A 14373-nucleotide genomic window follows, 5' to 3' on the forward strand; every position below is an offset into this window, starting at 1 on the left:
TCGTGAACGAGCTCGGCCGACGCGTGCCGGGTGCGGTCATGATGGCCGGCGCGGTCGACACCGCCGCAGGGCCCGTCCGCTGGCAGTACGGCCTCATGGCCGACGCCCTGCTCTCGCAGGACTGGAGCGATCTCGCACGCCCCCTCGAGGCACTCGGCCACCCCGCTCGCATCGAGCTCGTCCGTCAGGTGCTGCGCGGAGCGCACACGACGGCCGAGTTGCTGCAGCTCGAGCACCTCGCCTCGTCCGGTCAGCTCTACCACCACCTGCGCCAGCTCGTCGCGGCGGGGTGGCTCGTTTCGCCCCGCCGCGGGTACTACGAAGTTCCCGCGGCGCGCGTCGTCCCCCTTCTCGTCCTGACCATGATCGCTTCGAGCTGAGGAGCCCCCGTGACCACCCCCTCGACACCCCTCGACCCCGAGGTCCGCGCGAGCGGATCGGAGGCGCCCCGTCGCCGCCCGACCCGCGCGATCCTCGCCGGGATCGGCGCCGCCGCCGTGGTGGGTGTCGCGCTCGGTGCGGCGATCGGCCCGCAGCACCAGACGGTGAGCGCCTCGACGGCGGGGGATGCCGGTCTCGCCGACCGCATCCGCTCCCTTCCCGGCAGCCTCGACAGCTTCCGCTCGCTCTCGGTCGCCGAGATCGGCCCCGATGGAGCGGTCTTCGCCGGCCTCGGCGACGCCGACCCCGGCACTCCGGGAGCGCCGACCGCCGACACGGTCTTCGAGCTCGGATCCATCACCAAGACCTTCACCGGAGCGCTGTTCGCCGAGGCGATCGAGCGCGGCGAAGTGAGCGCCGACGACGCCCTCGCCGAGCACCTGCCCGACCTCGAGGGCACGCCGGCCGGCGATGTGACCCTCGCCTCGCTGTCACAGCACACGTCGGGTCTGCCCGGCCTCGGGGCCACGGCCGCCGACGCCGCAGTCACCGGTGTGCTCCTCAACGAGAACCCCTACGCGACCACGACGACCGAGCAGCTGATAGCGGATGCCGCGGTGGCGCCCGTCGACCCGGATCAGGGATCCCTCTACTCGAACTTCGCCGTCTCGCTGCTCGGCACCGCGCTCGTCGAGGCAGCGGATGCCGGGGACTACGCGACCCTGCTCGAGGAGCGCATCACCGGCCCGCTCGGCATGGACGACACGGTCGTCGCGGCGACCGCCGACGAGGTTCCGGCCGATGCCGTGCCCGGATTCCTCATCAACGGCGTCCGTGCACCCCGCTGGTCGGGTGAGGGATACCTGCCGGCCGGCTCGTCGACCTTCACGACCGCCGCAGACCTCGCGCTCTGGGCGCAGGCCAACCTCGACGGCACGGCGCCGGGCGCCGCAGCGCTCGAACCCACCGCGCCCATGGGCGAAGGCACCGAGATCGGGTGGGGATGGATCACCTCGCCCTCCTTCTCGGGCGAGGGCCTGCAGACGTGGCACAACGGCGGCACCGCGGGATTCCGCACGATGCTCACTCTCGATCGGGATGCCGGGACGGCGTTCCTCGCCCTGTCGAACACCGTGGCCCCCGCCGACTACATCGCGATGTCATACCTGTCGGGCGCCCCGATCCCGGAGGTCGACGCCCCGACGGCGACCGTGGCGTGGGGTGTCTTCGGACTCGCGCTGCTGTTCGGCCTGATCGCCCTGTTGCGTTCGTTCCGGGTGACGGCGCTGCTCCCGTCGGTCAGCGACCTGATCTGGGCGACATTCGGACTGCTGCTGCTCTGGCACAGCGGACCCTGGTTCGCGGTCGGCGGGTGGTTGTGGGGACTCGCCCTCGCTCCCGCGCTCGCCGCGATCGGAGTGCTCGTGCTTCGCGCGTCGCGGACGCCGCTGCCGTTCCGGCCTCGTCGCCGCGCCTGGCTCTGGTGGCCGGTCGCCGTGCTCGGTGCGGGGCTCGCGGTCGGCGTCACCTTCCTCTGGTGAGGTGACGGGGGCGGGCCGGGATCGGTCTGCTGCGGCGCCGGGGACGGCTTCGGATCCGGCCGCCGACTCGCCGTGCCGCGGGGACGGGCGCGCGGCGAGTCGGAATCCGGCTCCGACGTTGTGCTCGATGTCTCGGGCTCGCGGCCCGGCGCAGTCGCTCAGAGGCCGAGCTTCTCGGCACAGGCGACGCAGTGCGTGGCGAACGGGCGCACCTCGAGGCGCTCCGCCGGAATCGGTCGGCCGCAGTGCGCGCAGACGCCGTAGGTACCCGCATCCAGGCGGGCGATCGCGTCGTCGACCTGCCGCAGTTCGGATGCCGCCGCTTCGGCCAGCCCGGTCAATCGTGACCACTCCGACGAGAGCGTGACGCCCTCGGGGTCGTGCTCGTCGTCGTCGTTCGACCCCTCGCGGTCGTGCATCAGCTCGGCAAGGGTCGCCGCGGTCGCCGCGACCCGAGCCGCGGACTCGGCGCGCAGCACGGTGAGGCGAGAGCGGGCATCCGACGTCATCCGCACACTCTAAGCCGCTCCTCCGACATCCGCTGCCCGCGTGCCGACCCTCTCCGACATCCGCTGCTGCCGCACGCCCGGGTGGCGTCTTCCCCGTCAGGAGGCACCTCCGTATCGGGCGGAGTCCTCTGCGTGGGGCGGTGTCCTAGCTGTCAGAGGTCCGCCGAACAGGGAGTTCTCCGCCCGACGGTGAGACCACCTGGACCGTGTCGGTCCGCACCTCGGGGTGGTCGCGCTACGTGGCGGGCGGAGTCCTCTGCGTGGGGCGGTCTCCTAGCTGTCAGAGGTCCGCCGAACAGGGAGTTCTCCGCCCGACGGTGAGACCACCTGAACCGTGTCCGTCCGCACGCCGGGGTGGTCGCGCTCGAGGGCGGCGCCCTCCATGTCGACGTTCGGCAGGATGCGGTCGAGCCACCGCGGCAGCCACCAGGCCGAGCGTCCGAGCAGATGCATGAGCGCCGGCATGAGCAGCATCCGCACGACGAAGGCGTCGAGCAGCACGCCGAAGGCGAGTCCGAAGCCGATCGAGCGGATGATGGTCGACTCCGAGAAGATGAAGCCGCCGAACACCGACACCATGATCAGCGCCGCCGCGATGACGACCGAACGGCCGGCGCGGAAGCCCTGCGCCACGGCATCGCGTGCCGAGGCGCCGTGCACATACGCCTCACGCATGCCGGATGCGAGGAACAGCTGATAGTCCATCGCCAGCCCGAAGAGGATGCCGACGAGGATCACCGGCAGGAAGCTCAGGATCGGTCCCGTGCTGTGCAGGCCGATGATGTCGGCTCCCCAGCCGAACTGGAACACCGAGACGATCAGGCCGTAGGTCGCGAAGAGCGAGAGCACGAAGCCTCCCGTCGCGATGATCGGCACCAGCAGCGAGCGGAACACGACGATCATGATGAGCAGCGAGAGCCCGACCACCACCACGAGGTACAGCGGCAGGACGCCGGCGAGCGACTCGGAGATGTCGATGTTGGTCGCCGCCTGACCCGCGACGCCCAGGGTGATGCCGCCGTCGAGCTGCGGCAGCGCGCGGATGTCCTGCACGAGCTTCTCGGTCGACGAGCTGTTCGGTCCCTCGGCGGGCAGCACCTGGAACGCGAGCAGCGTGTTGTCGTCGGAGGTCGCGATCGGGGCGACGGCGACGACGTCGTCTTGGTCGGCGATCTTCTGGGCGACCTCGACCTGCGTGGCGAGCAGGTCGTCATCGCTCACCGCCTCGTCGAGGGTCGCGGTGACGAGCAGCGGTCCGTTGGCTCCCTCGCCGAACTGCTCCTCGACGGCGTGGAAGGCGCGATAGCTGGTGGAGTCCGACGGCTCGCTGGCCCCGTCGGGGAGGCCGAGACGCATCGACATCGAGGGGATGGCGATGATCAGCAGCGCGATCACGCTCACCAGAGCGGTGACGATGGCGCGCAGCGTCGACATCCGCTTCACCGGCGCGCCCGCGGCGTGCGGCTGGCCGATCGTGGCGCGGGCCTTGCCGCTGAGCAGGCGAGTGCCGACGAGCCCGAGGATGGCGGGCGCGAGCGTGATCGCGACGAGCACGGCGACCGCGACGCACACCGCGCCGACCGTGCCCATGAGTCCGAGGAACGGCACGCCCGTCACGTTGAGGGCGAGCAGGGCGACGATGACCGTGGTGCCAGCGAAGACCACGGCGGTGCCCGAGGTGCCGGTGGCGAGGCCGATCGACTCCCGCACCGGCACGCCGTTGAGCAGCTGCTTGCGGTGTCGGTTCACGATGAAGAGCGAGTAGTCGATGCCGACGGCGAGGCCCAGCATCACACCCAGCACGGGGGTGACGGATGCCATGTCGACGACGCCCGAGAAGGCGAGGGACGCGGTCACACCGACCCCCACGCCGACGACGGCCGTGACGATGGGCAGCGCGGCGCCGATCAGCGTTCCCAGCATCACGATCAGCACGATCGCGGCGAAGGCGAGTCCGACGGCCTCGCCGACCCCGAAGATCTCGGGGACGCCCTGCGCGATGTCGGTGCCGAAGTCGACCTCGACGCCGTCGATCGGCGACGACTCGAAGTGCTCGATCGTGCCCTGCTTGATCTCCTCCGAGAGTTCGAGCCGCGGATCCTCGAACGACACGTTGACGATGGCGGTCGAGCCGTCGTCCGACACGACGCCGATGCCGTCGGAGAGATCGAGCAGCGTCGTGCCGAGGTCGACCTTCTCGGCGTTCTCGTCGAGATCGGCGCGGGAGTCGTCGATGGTCTTCTGCTGGGCCTCGACCTCGGTGAGCTGGGCGTTCAGTGCGGCGACCTGCCCATCGAGCGCCGAGAGCTGTGCGGCGGGGGCGCCACCGGCCTCGGCCTGTGCCCGGCCTGCGGTCAGCTGCTCCAGCCCGGACTCGAGCTGCGCGCGCCCCTCGTCGAGCTGCGTCTGTCCGGCATCCAGTTGCGCCCGTCCGCCCTCGACCTGGTCGCTGCCGTCGGCGAGCTGCTGGGCCTGCTCGGCCCGCTGCTGCTGGGTCTCGAACGGGTCGATGACCGAGGCCACGCCGTCGAGATCCTCGGCACTCGATGCGAGCGTCGAGATCTCCTGCTTCTGCTGATCCGTGAAGGCCGAGCCGTCGGTGGTCCGGTAGACCACGGTTCCCGTGCCCCCAGCCGTGTCGGGCAGCTTCTTCGCCAGCTGATCGGTCACCGCGCCGGACGCGGTGCCGGGGATGTCGAAGCTGTTGCTGAGCGTGCCGCCGAGGGTCAGGAATGCGCCGACCCCGAGGCCGAGGATGAGGACCCACGAGATGATCACCGTCCATGCCTTGCGCGCAGCGAGGGAACCCAGACGGTAGAGCAGTGAAGCCAAGACGATCTCCTTCAGACATCAATGATCATACGGTGCGTCTCGTCTAGTGTTCTGCGGTTATCCTGAACTCGTGGTGAACGATCATCGGAGCGGGCCCGTGCGCAGCACGGCGGCGCGCGAAGCCATCCTCGATGCCACGGCCCGGCTGTTCCACAATCAGGGCTACGACCGACTCACGATCGAGGGGATCGCGAAGGAGGCCGGTGTCGGCAAGCAGACCATCTACCGGTGGTGGCCGTCGCGCGGTGCGTTGATCGGTGAATGCCTCGCCGAAGGACGGCTGATCCCCGTCGACTTCGACGTCCCCGACACGGGAGACCTCGCCGCCGACGTCGAGACCTGGCTGCGCAGCGTGCTCTCGATCCTCGAGGCGCCGGAGGGCGGGGTGCTGCTGCGATCGCTCGTCGCCGCGGCGACCGAGGACGCCGGTGTCGGAGCGCACCTCGGAGAGAGCCTCGGCGTCGAGAAGTACCTGAGCGAGCGCATCCGCGGCGGCATCCGCGATGGCCAGCTCGCCGCCGACGCCCCCGTCGAACAGCTCGGACGAGCCATCCTCGGCGCGATCATCGTCGAATCTCTGGGGCGCGAACGCCACGACCCGGAGTCGATCGTGCAGCTGACCCGGTTCCTCTTCTCCCGCTACTAAAACCTTCTTGGAGATACGTTGGCGCCGAGTAAGCGACCTTCCGCCCTCGAATCGATGATTGCCGGTGCGCTACGGACGATTTGGTTTGCGGCTTCGGCAAAACCGGCACCCAACACTGGGTCCAGCAGCGAGACGGCAGAGGCGAGGGCCCCGATCGAGCTTGCATCGTATGAACTCCCCTGAACAGCCTGAAGCAGCCAGCGAGCATCGAGCGAATCGTCTGATGAGACCAACTTTTCGACCTGAGCTGACTGAAAAGCGCGCTCTGCACGTCGCAATGCGAGTACAAGATTTAGCACGCGGTCAAGATTGCGGCTGACTTCCGACGTGTCCGCAGGCGTGCCAGTCAACTCGCTATCAGTCAACGCCTCGACGGATCTCGGGTGGCCTCGTAGTGCGAGGCGGAGTTGAGGCCAATGAGCCGAGTCGGTCCTGTACGCGGTGATCAGGACGTCGGAAATGTCCCGCCTCGGTCCGCGAACCAGACGTGGACGCCGCCCTGCAATGTCAAGCACCGCAGGGATCGACCCGGACCGCCCCTCTTCGACAAGAACAGACGTCCAACTCCACCATCGTTCTTCCCCGTGTTGGCTGGTGCTAACGATGTCGATCGCCCAGTCCAACAAGTCATCGTGCTCGTGGAGCTCAAATCCGTCGTCGACCATGACAGACAGTAAGAAGAGCCCCAATCCGCCCAGGTGCGAGGCGGCGAGTCCACCCTTCGCCGTGGCGGTCAAGTTTAGGATCGCGCGGAGAAGTGTGAGGTTATCTTCCTGATGCTCCTTGCGAGCTGAGCTACTCGTGGCGAAATTTCTGGCGGCCAGCGGAACGCAGGTCCCGGTGGCGACATGTTCGAAAGCCGTGTTGTTCCCAAGGTGCTTGATCGTCTCAACATCGAGAGCGACAGCCTTTGGGCTACGGCTTTCGCAACTTAGCCAGTCGGACAGGGTTCCTAGCTTCCCCGACCTAACCATCTCTGCGATCAGCTTGAGCGAAGCGCTGAGAGCTGACTCGCTGTGCGCGGCCGCGCCACACTCATGTACTGCGGCTCTGTAACAAAAAAGAAGCGGCCAAGGTGCCCTTCCAGGAAGAGGGTCGCCCGAGACGACAAGCGCGTCCAAAGCGGATGCCAGAGAGCTCTGAGACGGGTCCAGAGCGAAAGCCGATATCGAACGCAGTGCATCCCATGCACCACCCGTTGGGGCCTTCTCATTGATCCAGCGCCACTGAGGCTCGTCCTCGAACAAAGGCATGTATGACCCCCAGAGCGATTCATCGAGTGCGGGTGCGTTGCCTCCGTCCCAAAGATTCGTGTCACCAAGGTAGACGATGTGTCCAAAATCTCCAGGTGCGTCTCCTGGAGAATCCCACCCACCCTCGCGATCAAAATAGTCAACCGGTCTTGCGTCCCAGATCAGGTGATCAGTCAGCGATGCTAGTTCATCATCGCCGCGTTCCCATGCGTATCTGGCGACGTGGCGGCGGATCTCGGGATCAAGGGATTCGTACAGGGAAGGCAATCCTTCGAGGCCAGCCGGAAACGCTACCGACGTTCGGGCTAGCAGTCGGTTCAACCAGACGGAACTGGGCGCTGGGTGAGTCTGCATCAACCGAGCAGACGCGACCTTTAGCACGCGGGCGTCGGTCAATGCTACGAGGTCTCGCAAGTCCGCGAAAACTGGGCCTTCAACAGCATCGGCAGCCGCCGCGGCCAACGCTTCCGTGTAAGACGGCATTGAGAGGCAGCTTCCGTCGCGGAGTATATCTATTGCGAGATCGGATCCCGGAAAGAGTGAACCCCCGCCTAGGTCCCGGTTGAGCGCTTGGCAGATGAGGACAACTTCCGCCCGAAGGTGGGCGCGGTGGGCGAAAATGCTCCCGATCGCAAAGAGCGTGACGTTTCTCCAGTAAGCACTTAGGGCGATGCGGGAGATCTCTGGAACGATCATTGGCTCAGGGAGGGAGACGATATACTCTCCGGCCATGAATTCCTGAAGACTTCGCAATTCGAAGCCGACCCTGTCGCCTACTACAAATGTTAGAAACACTAGTCGATCAGTAACTAGGCGAGAGAACTCGGCGCGAAGGTCGGAGATCTCTTGCTCTTTGTGGCCCTGCGCGCGAAATTGCGCCGCTATAGCGTCGTGAAACTCTTCAAGAGAGAGGGTCGCTGAACTCTCGCCCTCTGCCTCCGTGCGCCGCTGCAGTGCGTTACCGATTTCGCGATGAAGAGTGCGAATATCTGCTTCGTACCTCTGGAGTAGATCGCTCAGATCGCCCGACTTTTCTTGCTCGCGACTCGAAATAACTTCGTAGTAAGCAGAGAATAACCGCGACCGATCGCCGGGCGCCTTGCCTAGCTTCTCGAGTAGCACGGTGAGAATTGAAACTTGGAGAGGTGACTCGAACAGTTTTTCAGTTGCGCTCTCGCGCGACGCCTTGCGGAGCCTTTCGAGAACCTGCTCAGATTTTTGCGTACCTTCGCCGAACCTGACGTGGATGAGTGCCTGAGCGCATGATATCGCAGCCGTCACGGAAAGCTTCTGTAGGCGTATATGGTTGAAGCGCTCCAGCTCGTCGCCATAGCCCTGTGGGCGAGTGGTAGCGACAATGATGAGGTCACCTGACCGGGTATCTGCTTCAACAGCCAAGTCTGACAGCGCCCGGAGGACTTGGGTTCGGTTGCTAGTCGGCGGAACCTCGTCAAGACCATCGGCGAAGATCACCGATGGGTACAGGCTCAGCCAGGTCAACACGTCGGACGGTCTCACGGTGACAGACCCCCGCGTGGTCAGGCGAGTGGCAATGTACTCGACAAGTGTGGCGCCAGGGTTTGCGGACATGTAGTCGGCAAACTCCGTAAGTATGATTCGAAACGGCCATCGTCGAGCATTGATTTTAGGCAGCTGCAGATTCGCCGCCCGCGACCTCAGGGATTCTGCGATATCGCGCGTGGTGCGGTTTCCTCGAAGCGCCGGATTCCCTTCGAGAAACTCCACGCGGTATAGCTGCGATAGCCACTGGGTGACGGTAGACTTTCCCTGCCCGGGACCGCCGACGACGACGACACTGACGCTTTCAACGCCTTCCTCTTCGCGCGGAGAGCGAGTGCGATTCAATATTGTGATCAGGCGAGAAGCGACACCTTCGCCGCTGCTGGGGATTCGATAATGGATTAGATCGTCCGCGTCGGATAGTTGAGCCGTTGGCGGCACTCCGTCGCGGGCTGACGCTTGGCTCTGAGATCGGCGCGATGCGCTTGATACCTCTGACGGTAGGTCGACGAAAACGTCAGCGATCGTCAGCCCAGTTTCGCTCATCACGCCCGTCTGAGTGAGGTTTAAGGGAGCATCATCCCGGAGGGCGAGGGCGGCAGAGACGGATAGCGCGGTCGCCAGGTTCTCTGCATGTGATTGCTTCGAATCCAATACTGAAGCGACGATGTCGCCAGGGGTTAGAAATGCAGAATAACGACGACGAATACTCTCAGCGTCATCAAGAAATGGTCGAAGGTCATCGTAGTCCCAAATTCGGAACGCCTGTATTGGTAGTTTTTTCGTCGAGATCGCAGTTCGAACAAGTTCGTTTGCAGCGTCTTTACCATTTCCCGGGGAAGCGGACAAGCGACTATTCGTGACAATAATGAAGAACTCAGGTTTACGACTTCGGTTGGAGACTGGTGCGGCCCATTTATCGAGCTCGGCATGAATCTCCGAGCGGAACCAAGCTAGATTCTCCTTCGCCTTACCTGGGCGCGACATAAACTTGGCCTGAAGAACACCATAACCATCCCAGTTCGAATCGGCCGAGAGAGGCGTAACCGCGCCGTCCCATGTTGCCTCGCGTCCACCATCTGGCCCATCGCCGAAGGTTGTGATCAGCGGGCCCAGCAGCTTGGCTGCTAATGCTTGACTCATGTGCTCGAACTCTCGCGAGCCGAGGCGCTCGAAGTCGTAGTCGGTCATAGAAACATGATGGCGTAAGTTTCGCCCCGGATGCGAGCATGCAGCGATGTGGGAGCGCACCTCGGAGAGAGTCTCGGCGTCGAGAAGTACCTGAGCGCGCGCATCCGCGGCGGCATCCGCGACGGCCAGCTCGTCGCCGACGCTCCCGTCGAACAGCTCGGACGAGTCATCCTCGGGGCGATCATCGTCGAATCGCTGGGGCGCGAACGCCACGACCCGGAGTCGATCGTGCAGCTGACCCGGTTCCTCTTCTCCCGCTAGGCCGTCGCCGGGTCCTCAGCGCGAGCCCGAGTCAGACGATGAGGAGGCTCAGCACGGTCGCGCCGCCACCGCCGAGGATGAGCGCGACGATCACCGTCCACGCGACGAGGCGGATGCGGCGATTCCGACGCTCGCCCAGATCGCCGTAGTCCTCGCTCAACTCGGCAGGGCCGCTCGCGTCGGGCCGCGCCCGGTCGGGGCGACCTGACGGCTCGGGTCGCCGGCTGAGCTCGCTCATGCGCCGACCGGCTCGGCGACCGTCGGGCCGAAGGCGGCGGGAAGGGTGGCCTGCGAGCGCTCGCAGATCTCGGCGACCGGAACGGTGAAGACGCCCTGCACCTCGAGCTTGGCGCCTTCGGTGTCGGTCACGCCGATGCGCATGACCGGGTATCCCCGGCCTTCGCACAGTCCGCGGAACTTGACGTCGTCTTCGCGCGGCACGGTCACGATGACGCGGCCGGTCGACTCCGAGAACAGGGCGGATGCGGCATCCACACCGTCGCGCTCGAGGATCTCGTTCAGCCACACGCGGGCTCCGACTCCGAAGCGAGAGACGCCCTCGGCGAGTGCCTGCGCGAGTCCACCCTCGGACAGGTCGTGCGCCGACGAGATCAGCCATTCGTCGCGAGCTGCCGCGAGCAGGCCGGCGAGGCGCTTCTCACCCGCGAGGTCGACCTTGGGCGGCAGTCCGCCGAGGTGCTGGTGCACGGTCTCGGCCCACGCCGATCCCGACAGCTCGGTCGAGGTCGTGCCGAGCAGGTAGATGTTCTGCCCCTCGTCCTGCCACCCCGACGGGATGCGGCGCGAGACGTCGTCGATGATGCCGAGCACGCCGACGAGCGGGGTCGGGTGGATCGGCACGTCGCCGGTCTGGTTGTAGAACGAGACGTTGCCGCCGGTGACCGGGGTGCCGAGCTCGTAGCATCCGTCGGCCAGGCCGTCGACCGTCTGCCCGAACTGCCACATGACCTCGGGGTTCTCGGGGGATCCGAAGTTCAGGCAGTCGGTGATCGCGGTGGGCACAGCGCCGGTCACGGCGACGTTGCGGTACGCCTCGGCGAGGGCCAGCTGCGCGCCCGCGTACGGGTCGAGCTGCGAGTAGCGGCCGTTCGCATCGGTCGAGATCGCGAAGCCCAGGCCCGACTCCTCGTCGACACGGATCATGCCGGCGTCGTCGGGGAACGCGAGGGCCGTGTTGCCGAGCACGTAGTAGTCGTACTGGTTGGTGATCCAGCGGGTGTCGGCGAGGTTCGGCGAGGCGACGAGGTTCAGGAACTGCTCGCGCAGCACTTCGGGGTCGTTCGAGCGCGGAAGGTTCTCGGCGGCATCCGCCTGCAGGGCGTCGATCCACGTCGGGTACGCGACCGGGCGGTCGTAGACGGGGCCGTCGACCGCGACGGTCGAGGGGTCGACGTCGACGATGCGCTCGCCCTGCCAGTCGATGATGAGGCGGCCGTCGCCGGTGACCTCGCCGAGCACGGAGGTCTCGACCTCCCACTTGTTCACCACGGCGAGGAACGCGTCGAGCTTCTCGGGCGCGACGATCGCCATCATGCGCTCCTGCGACTCCGACATCAGGATCTCTTCGGCCGTCAGCGACGGATCGCGCAGCAGCACGTTGTCGAGCGAGACCTTCATGCCGCTGTTGCCGTTGGCCGCGAGCTCGCTGGTGGCGCACGAGATGCCGGCGGCGCCGAGATCCTGGATCGCCTCGACGAGCTCGTCGCGGTACAGCTCGAGGCAGCACTCGATGAGCACCTTCTCGGCGAACGGGTCGCCGACCTGCACGGCGGGACGCTTGGTGGGGCCGCCGTCGGCGAACGTGTCGGAGGCCAGGATGCTGGCACCGCCGATGCCGTCGCCGCCCGTGCGGGCGCCGAACAGCACGACCTTGTTGCCCACGCCGGTGGCGTTGGCGAGCTTGAGGTCTTCGTGGCGCAGCACGCCGACCGCGAGCGCGTTGACGAGCGGGTTGGCCTGGTAGACGGCGTCGAAGACCGTCTCGCCGCCGATGTTCGGCAGGCCGAGGCAGTTGCCGTAGAAGCTGATGCCGCTGGTGACGCCGTGCACGACGCGGGCGGTGTCGGGGTGGTCGATCGCGCCGAAGCGCAGGGCGTCCATGACCGCGACCGGGCGGGCGCCCATCGAGATGATGTCGCGGACGATGCCGCCGACGCCGGTCGCCGCGCCCTGGAACGGCTCGATGAAGGAGGGGTGGTTGTGCGACTCGGCCTTGAAGGTGACGGCCCAGCCCTCGCCGACGTCGATGACGCCCGCGTTCTGGCCCATGCCCACCATGAGGCGTTCCTTCATCTCGTCGGAGACCTTCTGGCCGAAGCGGCGCAGGTAGTTCTTCGACGACTTGTACGAGCAGTGCTCCGACCACATGACCGAGTACATGGCCAGCTCGCCGGAGGTGGGGCGGCGGCCGAGGATCTCGCGGATCCTCGCGTACTCGTCGTCCTTGAGGCCCAGCGCTGCGTAGGGCTGCTCCTTCTCGGGAGTAGCGGTCGCGTTCTCGACGGAGTCGGGGACGTGCTTGTGGGCAGGTGCAGGGGCGGTGGTCACGCGCACTCCTAGATGAGGGGCCGGCGGGGCATGGCCAGTCTACCGGGGGATGCCGACACCGACGGTCGGCGGGGACGCGGCGGCGAAGCGGGCTGTGAGCGTGCGCGCAGCGTCGGCCAGGGCGGGCGGGCCGACGATCGTGAACGGGGCATCGAAGCGGGTCAGGGAGGCGAGGACGCTGACCCACGACCACGATCCGATGGTGACACGGCACGAGGTGGCATCGATCGGATCGACCGTTCCATCCCGACCGATCCAGTGGGCGACCTCGGTCGCCGGGAGTCCGATGATCACCTCGCCGATGCAGGGCCAGCGGTCGACGGCATCCGCTCCTTTGGCCCGTGCCGCGAGATACGTCTGCGCGTCCGCGGCGGGCAGTTCGCGCGGGGTGAAGGGCAGACGCGTGGGCAGGCGCGGCGACATCCGGTCCAGCCGGAAGGTGCGCCAGTCCTCGGCGTCGAGATCCCAGGCGAGCAGGTACCAGCGACCTTCCCTGGCGACCACCGCGTGCGGCTCCGTGCGTCGGGCCGGGCGGTCGGCATCGCCGTAGTCGAAGCGCAGCACGTGGCGATCGCGCACGGCGGCGCTGACTGCCTCGAGCACGGCGGGGTCGACCCGCGTCTCGTTCCCGACGCCCGTGAAGCGGATGCCGTCGACACGATGCCGCAGCCGGGCGGGCATCACCTGCCGCACCGTCGCGAGTGCACGGGCGGCCCCCTCGTCGATGTCGATGCCCGTGGTCGGCACGCTCTGCAGCGCGACCGCGATCGCGACGGCCTGGTCGTCGTCGAAGAGCAGGGGCGGCAGCTCGGAGCCGGCGTCCAATCGGTATCCGCCGTCGGGACCTTTGCTCGCGCGGATCCGATATCCGAGCTCGCGCAAGCGGTCGACATCACGACGCACCGTTCGGGACGTGACCTCGAGTCGGTCCGCGAGCACGTGCCCTGGCCAGTCGCGCGGCGACTGCAGCAGTGAGAGCAGCGCGAGCATGCGGGAGGAGCTGCCGGTCATGTTCTCATTCTGCGTCAAGAAGAGGACCGAAACCGTCCTCTTCTGGCGAGAGTGTGGCTCTCGACGGCGGATACGCTGCCGCGACGATCGAGGAGATCCCATGTCCATCGCAACCACCACCCACCTCAACTTCCGCGGCACGGCGCGGGCTGCGCTCGAGTTCTACCGGTCTGTCTTCGGCGGGGAGGTGACACTCGCGACCTACGGAGACTTCGGGATGCCGGCCGACGTGCCCGGTGCTGACAAGGTCGTGTTCGGACAGCTCGAGAACGCCGACGGCTTCCGGCTCATGGCGTACGACATTCCCGGAGCGGCGGAGGACCTGGCCGCGACCGCCGGGACGACGACGCGAGAGAACGGCGCGACCCTCACCGATCGCACGTTCTTCCAGTCGGTGCGCGCGGATTCGCTCGACGAGCTGCGCGGATACTGGGACGCTCTGGCCGACGGCGCCTCGATCATCGAACCGCTCGCGGCGTCGCCATGGTCGCCCGGCTTCGGCATGCTGACGGATCGCTTCGGCGTGACCTGGGTGCTCGATGTGCGCGCGGAGTACGCGGGCTGAGCCGGACGCCGTTCGCGATTCAGCATGAGAAGTGTCGGGGCCACTCGACGCTTCCGTGTCGCGTGGTAATGAGCCCGCCCATGCTGAATCGTGA

General features: G+C 66.7%; 11 protein-coding genes. 5 read left to right on the forward strand and 6 right to left on the reverse strand.

The window, feature by feature from the left end; translation table 11 throughout:
• Positions 1-380 (forward strand): ArsR/SmtB family transcription factor (locus ABTZ43_RS05015; protein ID WP_350538027.1); only part of this gene is annotated, 380 nt, incomplete at its 5' end.
• Positions 381-389: 9 nt separating this feature from the next.
• The gene (locus ABTZ43_RS05020; RefSeq protein ID WP_350538028.1) at positions 390-1922 is read left to right on the forward strand and encodes a serine hydrolase domain-containing protein; all 1533 of its coding nucleotides are present in this window, start codon (positions 390-392) and stop codon (positions 1920-1922) included.
• A 158-nt stretch (positions 1923-2080) separates the two neighbouring features.
• Here the strand turns inward: ABTZ43_RS05020 and ABTZ43_RS05025 are convergent, their stop codons facing one another.
• Together ABTZ43_RS05025 and ABTZ43_RS05030 are read right to left on the reverse strand one after the other, a co-directional pair.
• Positions 2081-2431: a TraR/DksA family transcriptional regulator gene (locus tag ABTZ43_RS05025; RefSeq protein WP_350538029.1), complete on the reverse strand. Its 351-nt coding sequence runs from the start codon at positions 2429-2431 to the stop codon at positions 2081-2083.
• A 273-nt stretch (positions 2432-2704) separates the two neighbouring features.
• On the reverse strand, positions 2705-5263 hold the full coding sequence (locus tag ABTZ43_RS05030; protein ID WP_350538030.1) for an MMPL family transporter: 2559 nt from the start codon (positions 5261-5263) through the stop codon (positions 2705-2707).
• A 70-nt stretch (positions 5264-5333) separates the two neighbouring features.
• On the opposite strand from ABTZ43_RS05030, the gene ABTZ43_RS05035 reads away from it, so the two are divergent.
• The gene (locus tag ABTZ43_RS05035; RefSeq protein ID WP_350538031.1) at positions 5334-5909 is read left to right on the forward strand and encodes a TetR/AcrR family transcriptional regulator; all 576 of its coding nucleotides are present in this window, start codon (positions 5334-5336) and stop codon (positions 5907-5909) included.
• On the opposite strand, the gene ABTZ43_RS05040 is transcribed toward ABTZ43_RS05035, so the two are convergent.
• Positions 5906-9874, reverse strand: a complete 3969-nt coding sequence (locus ABTZ43_RS05040; RefSeq protein WP_350538032.1) for an NACHT domain-containing protein — start codon at positions 9872-9874, stop codon at positions 5906-5908. The genes ABTZ43_RS05035 and ABTZ43_RS05040 overlap by 4 nt on opposite strands.
• A 48-nt stretch (positions 9875-9922) precedes the next feature.
• Here ABTZ43_RS05040 and ABTZ43_RS05045 point away from each other — a divergent pair, with 48 nt between their 5' ends.
• Positions 9923-10135, forward strand: a complete 213-nt coding sequence (locus ABTZ43_RS05045) for a hypothetical protein (RefSeq protein WP_350538033.1) — start codon at positions 9923-9925, stop codon at positions 10133-10135.
• Between the two features lie 31 nt (positions 10136-10166).
• Here the strand turns inward: ABTZ43_RS05045 and ABTZ43_RS05050 are convergent, their stop codons facing one another.
• Genes ABTZ43_RS05050 through ABTZ43_RS05060 form a run of 3 tightly spaced genes read right to left on the reverse strand, consistent with a single transcriptional unit; the run spans position 10167 to position 13714 of the window.
• On the reverse strand, positions 10167-10373 hold the full coding sequence (locus tag ABTZ43_RS05050; protein WP_350538034.1) for a hypothetical protein: 207 nt from the start codon (positions 10371-10373) through the stop codon (positions 10167-10169).
• On the reverse strand, positions 10370-12703 hold the full coding sequence (purL, locus tag ABTZ43_RS05055) for a phosphoribosylformylglycinamidine synthase subunit PurL (RefSeq protein ID WP_350538035.1): 2334 nt from the start codon (positions 12701-12703) through the stop codon (positions 10370-10372). The genes ABTZ43_RS05050 and purL overlap by 4 nt, the downstream gene beginning before the upstream one ends.
• A gap of 39 nt (positions 12704-12742) precedes the next feature.
• Positions 12743-13714, reverse strand: a complete 972-nt coding sequence (locus ABTZ43_RS05060) for a helix-turn-helix transcriptional regulator (RefSeq protein WP_350538036.1) — start codon at positions 13712-13714, stop codon at positions 12743-12745.
• 100 nt (positions 13715-13814) lie between these two features.
• Between ABTZ43_RS05060 and ABTZ43_RS05065 the strand changes: the two genes are divergently transcribed.
• Positions 13815-14279: a VOC family protein gene (locus ABTZ43_RS05065; protein ID WP_350538037.1), complete on the forward strand. Its 465-nt coding sequence runs from the start codon at positions 13815-13817 to the stop codon at positions 14277-14279.
• Positions 14280-14373 lie beyond the last annotated feature (94 nt).

The sequence above is a fragment of the Microbacterium sp. NPDC097977 genome (assembly GCF_040302605.1).
Classification (GTDB): domain Bacteria; phylum Actinomycetota; class Actinomycetes; order Actinomycetales; family Microbacteriaceae; genus Microbacterium.

Bases quoted from the DNA above. Each gene is read 5' to 3' on its own strand.
- ABTZ43_RS05025 (WP_350538029.1), bottom strand. From the start codon at position 2,431: ATGACGTCGGATGCCCGCTCTCGCCTCACCGTGCTGCGCGCCGAGTCC.
- ABTZ43_RS05040 (WP_350538032.1), bottom strand. From the start codon at position 9,874: ATGACCGACTACGACTTCGAGCGCCTCGGCTCGCGAGAGTTCGAGCAC.
- ABTZ43_RS05065 (WP_350538037.1), top strand. From the start codon at position 13,815: ATGTCCATCGCAACCACCACCCACCTCAACTTCCGCGGCACGGCGCGG.
- ABTZ43_RS05060 (WP_350538036.1), bottom strand. From the start codon at position 13,714: ATGACCGGCAGCTCCTCCCGCATGCTCGCGCTGCTCTCACTGCTGCAG.
- ABTZ43_RS05050 (WP_350538034.1), bottom strand. From the start codon at position 10,373: ATGAGCGAGCTCAGCCGGCGACCCGAGCCGTCAGGTCGCCCCGACCGG.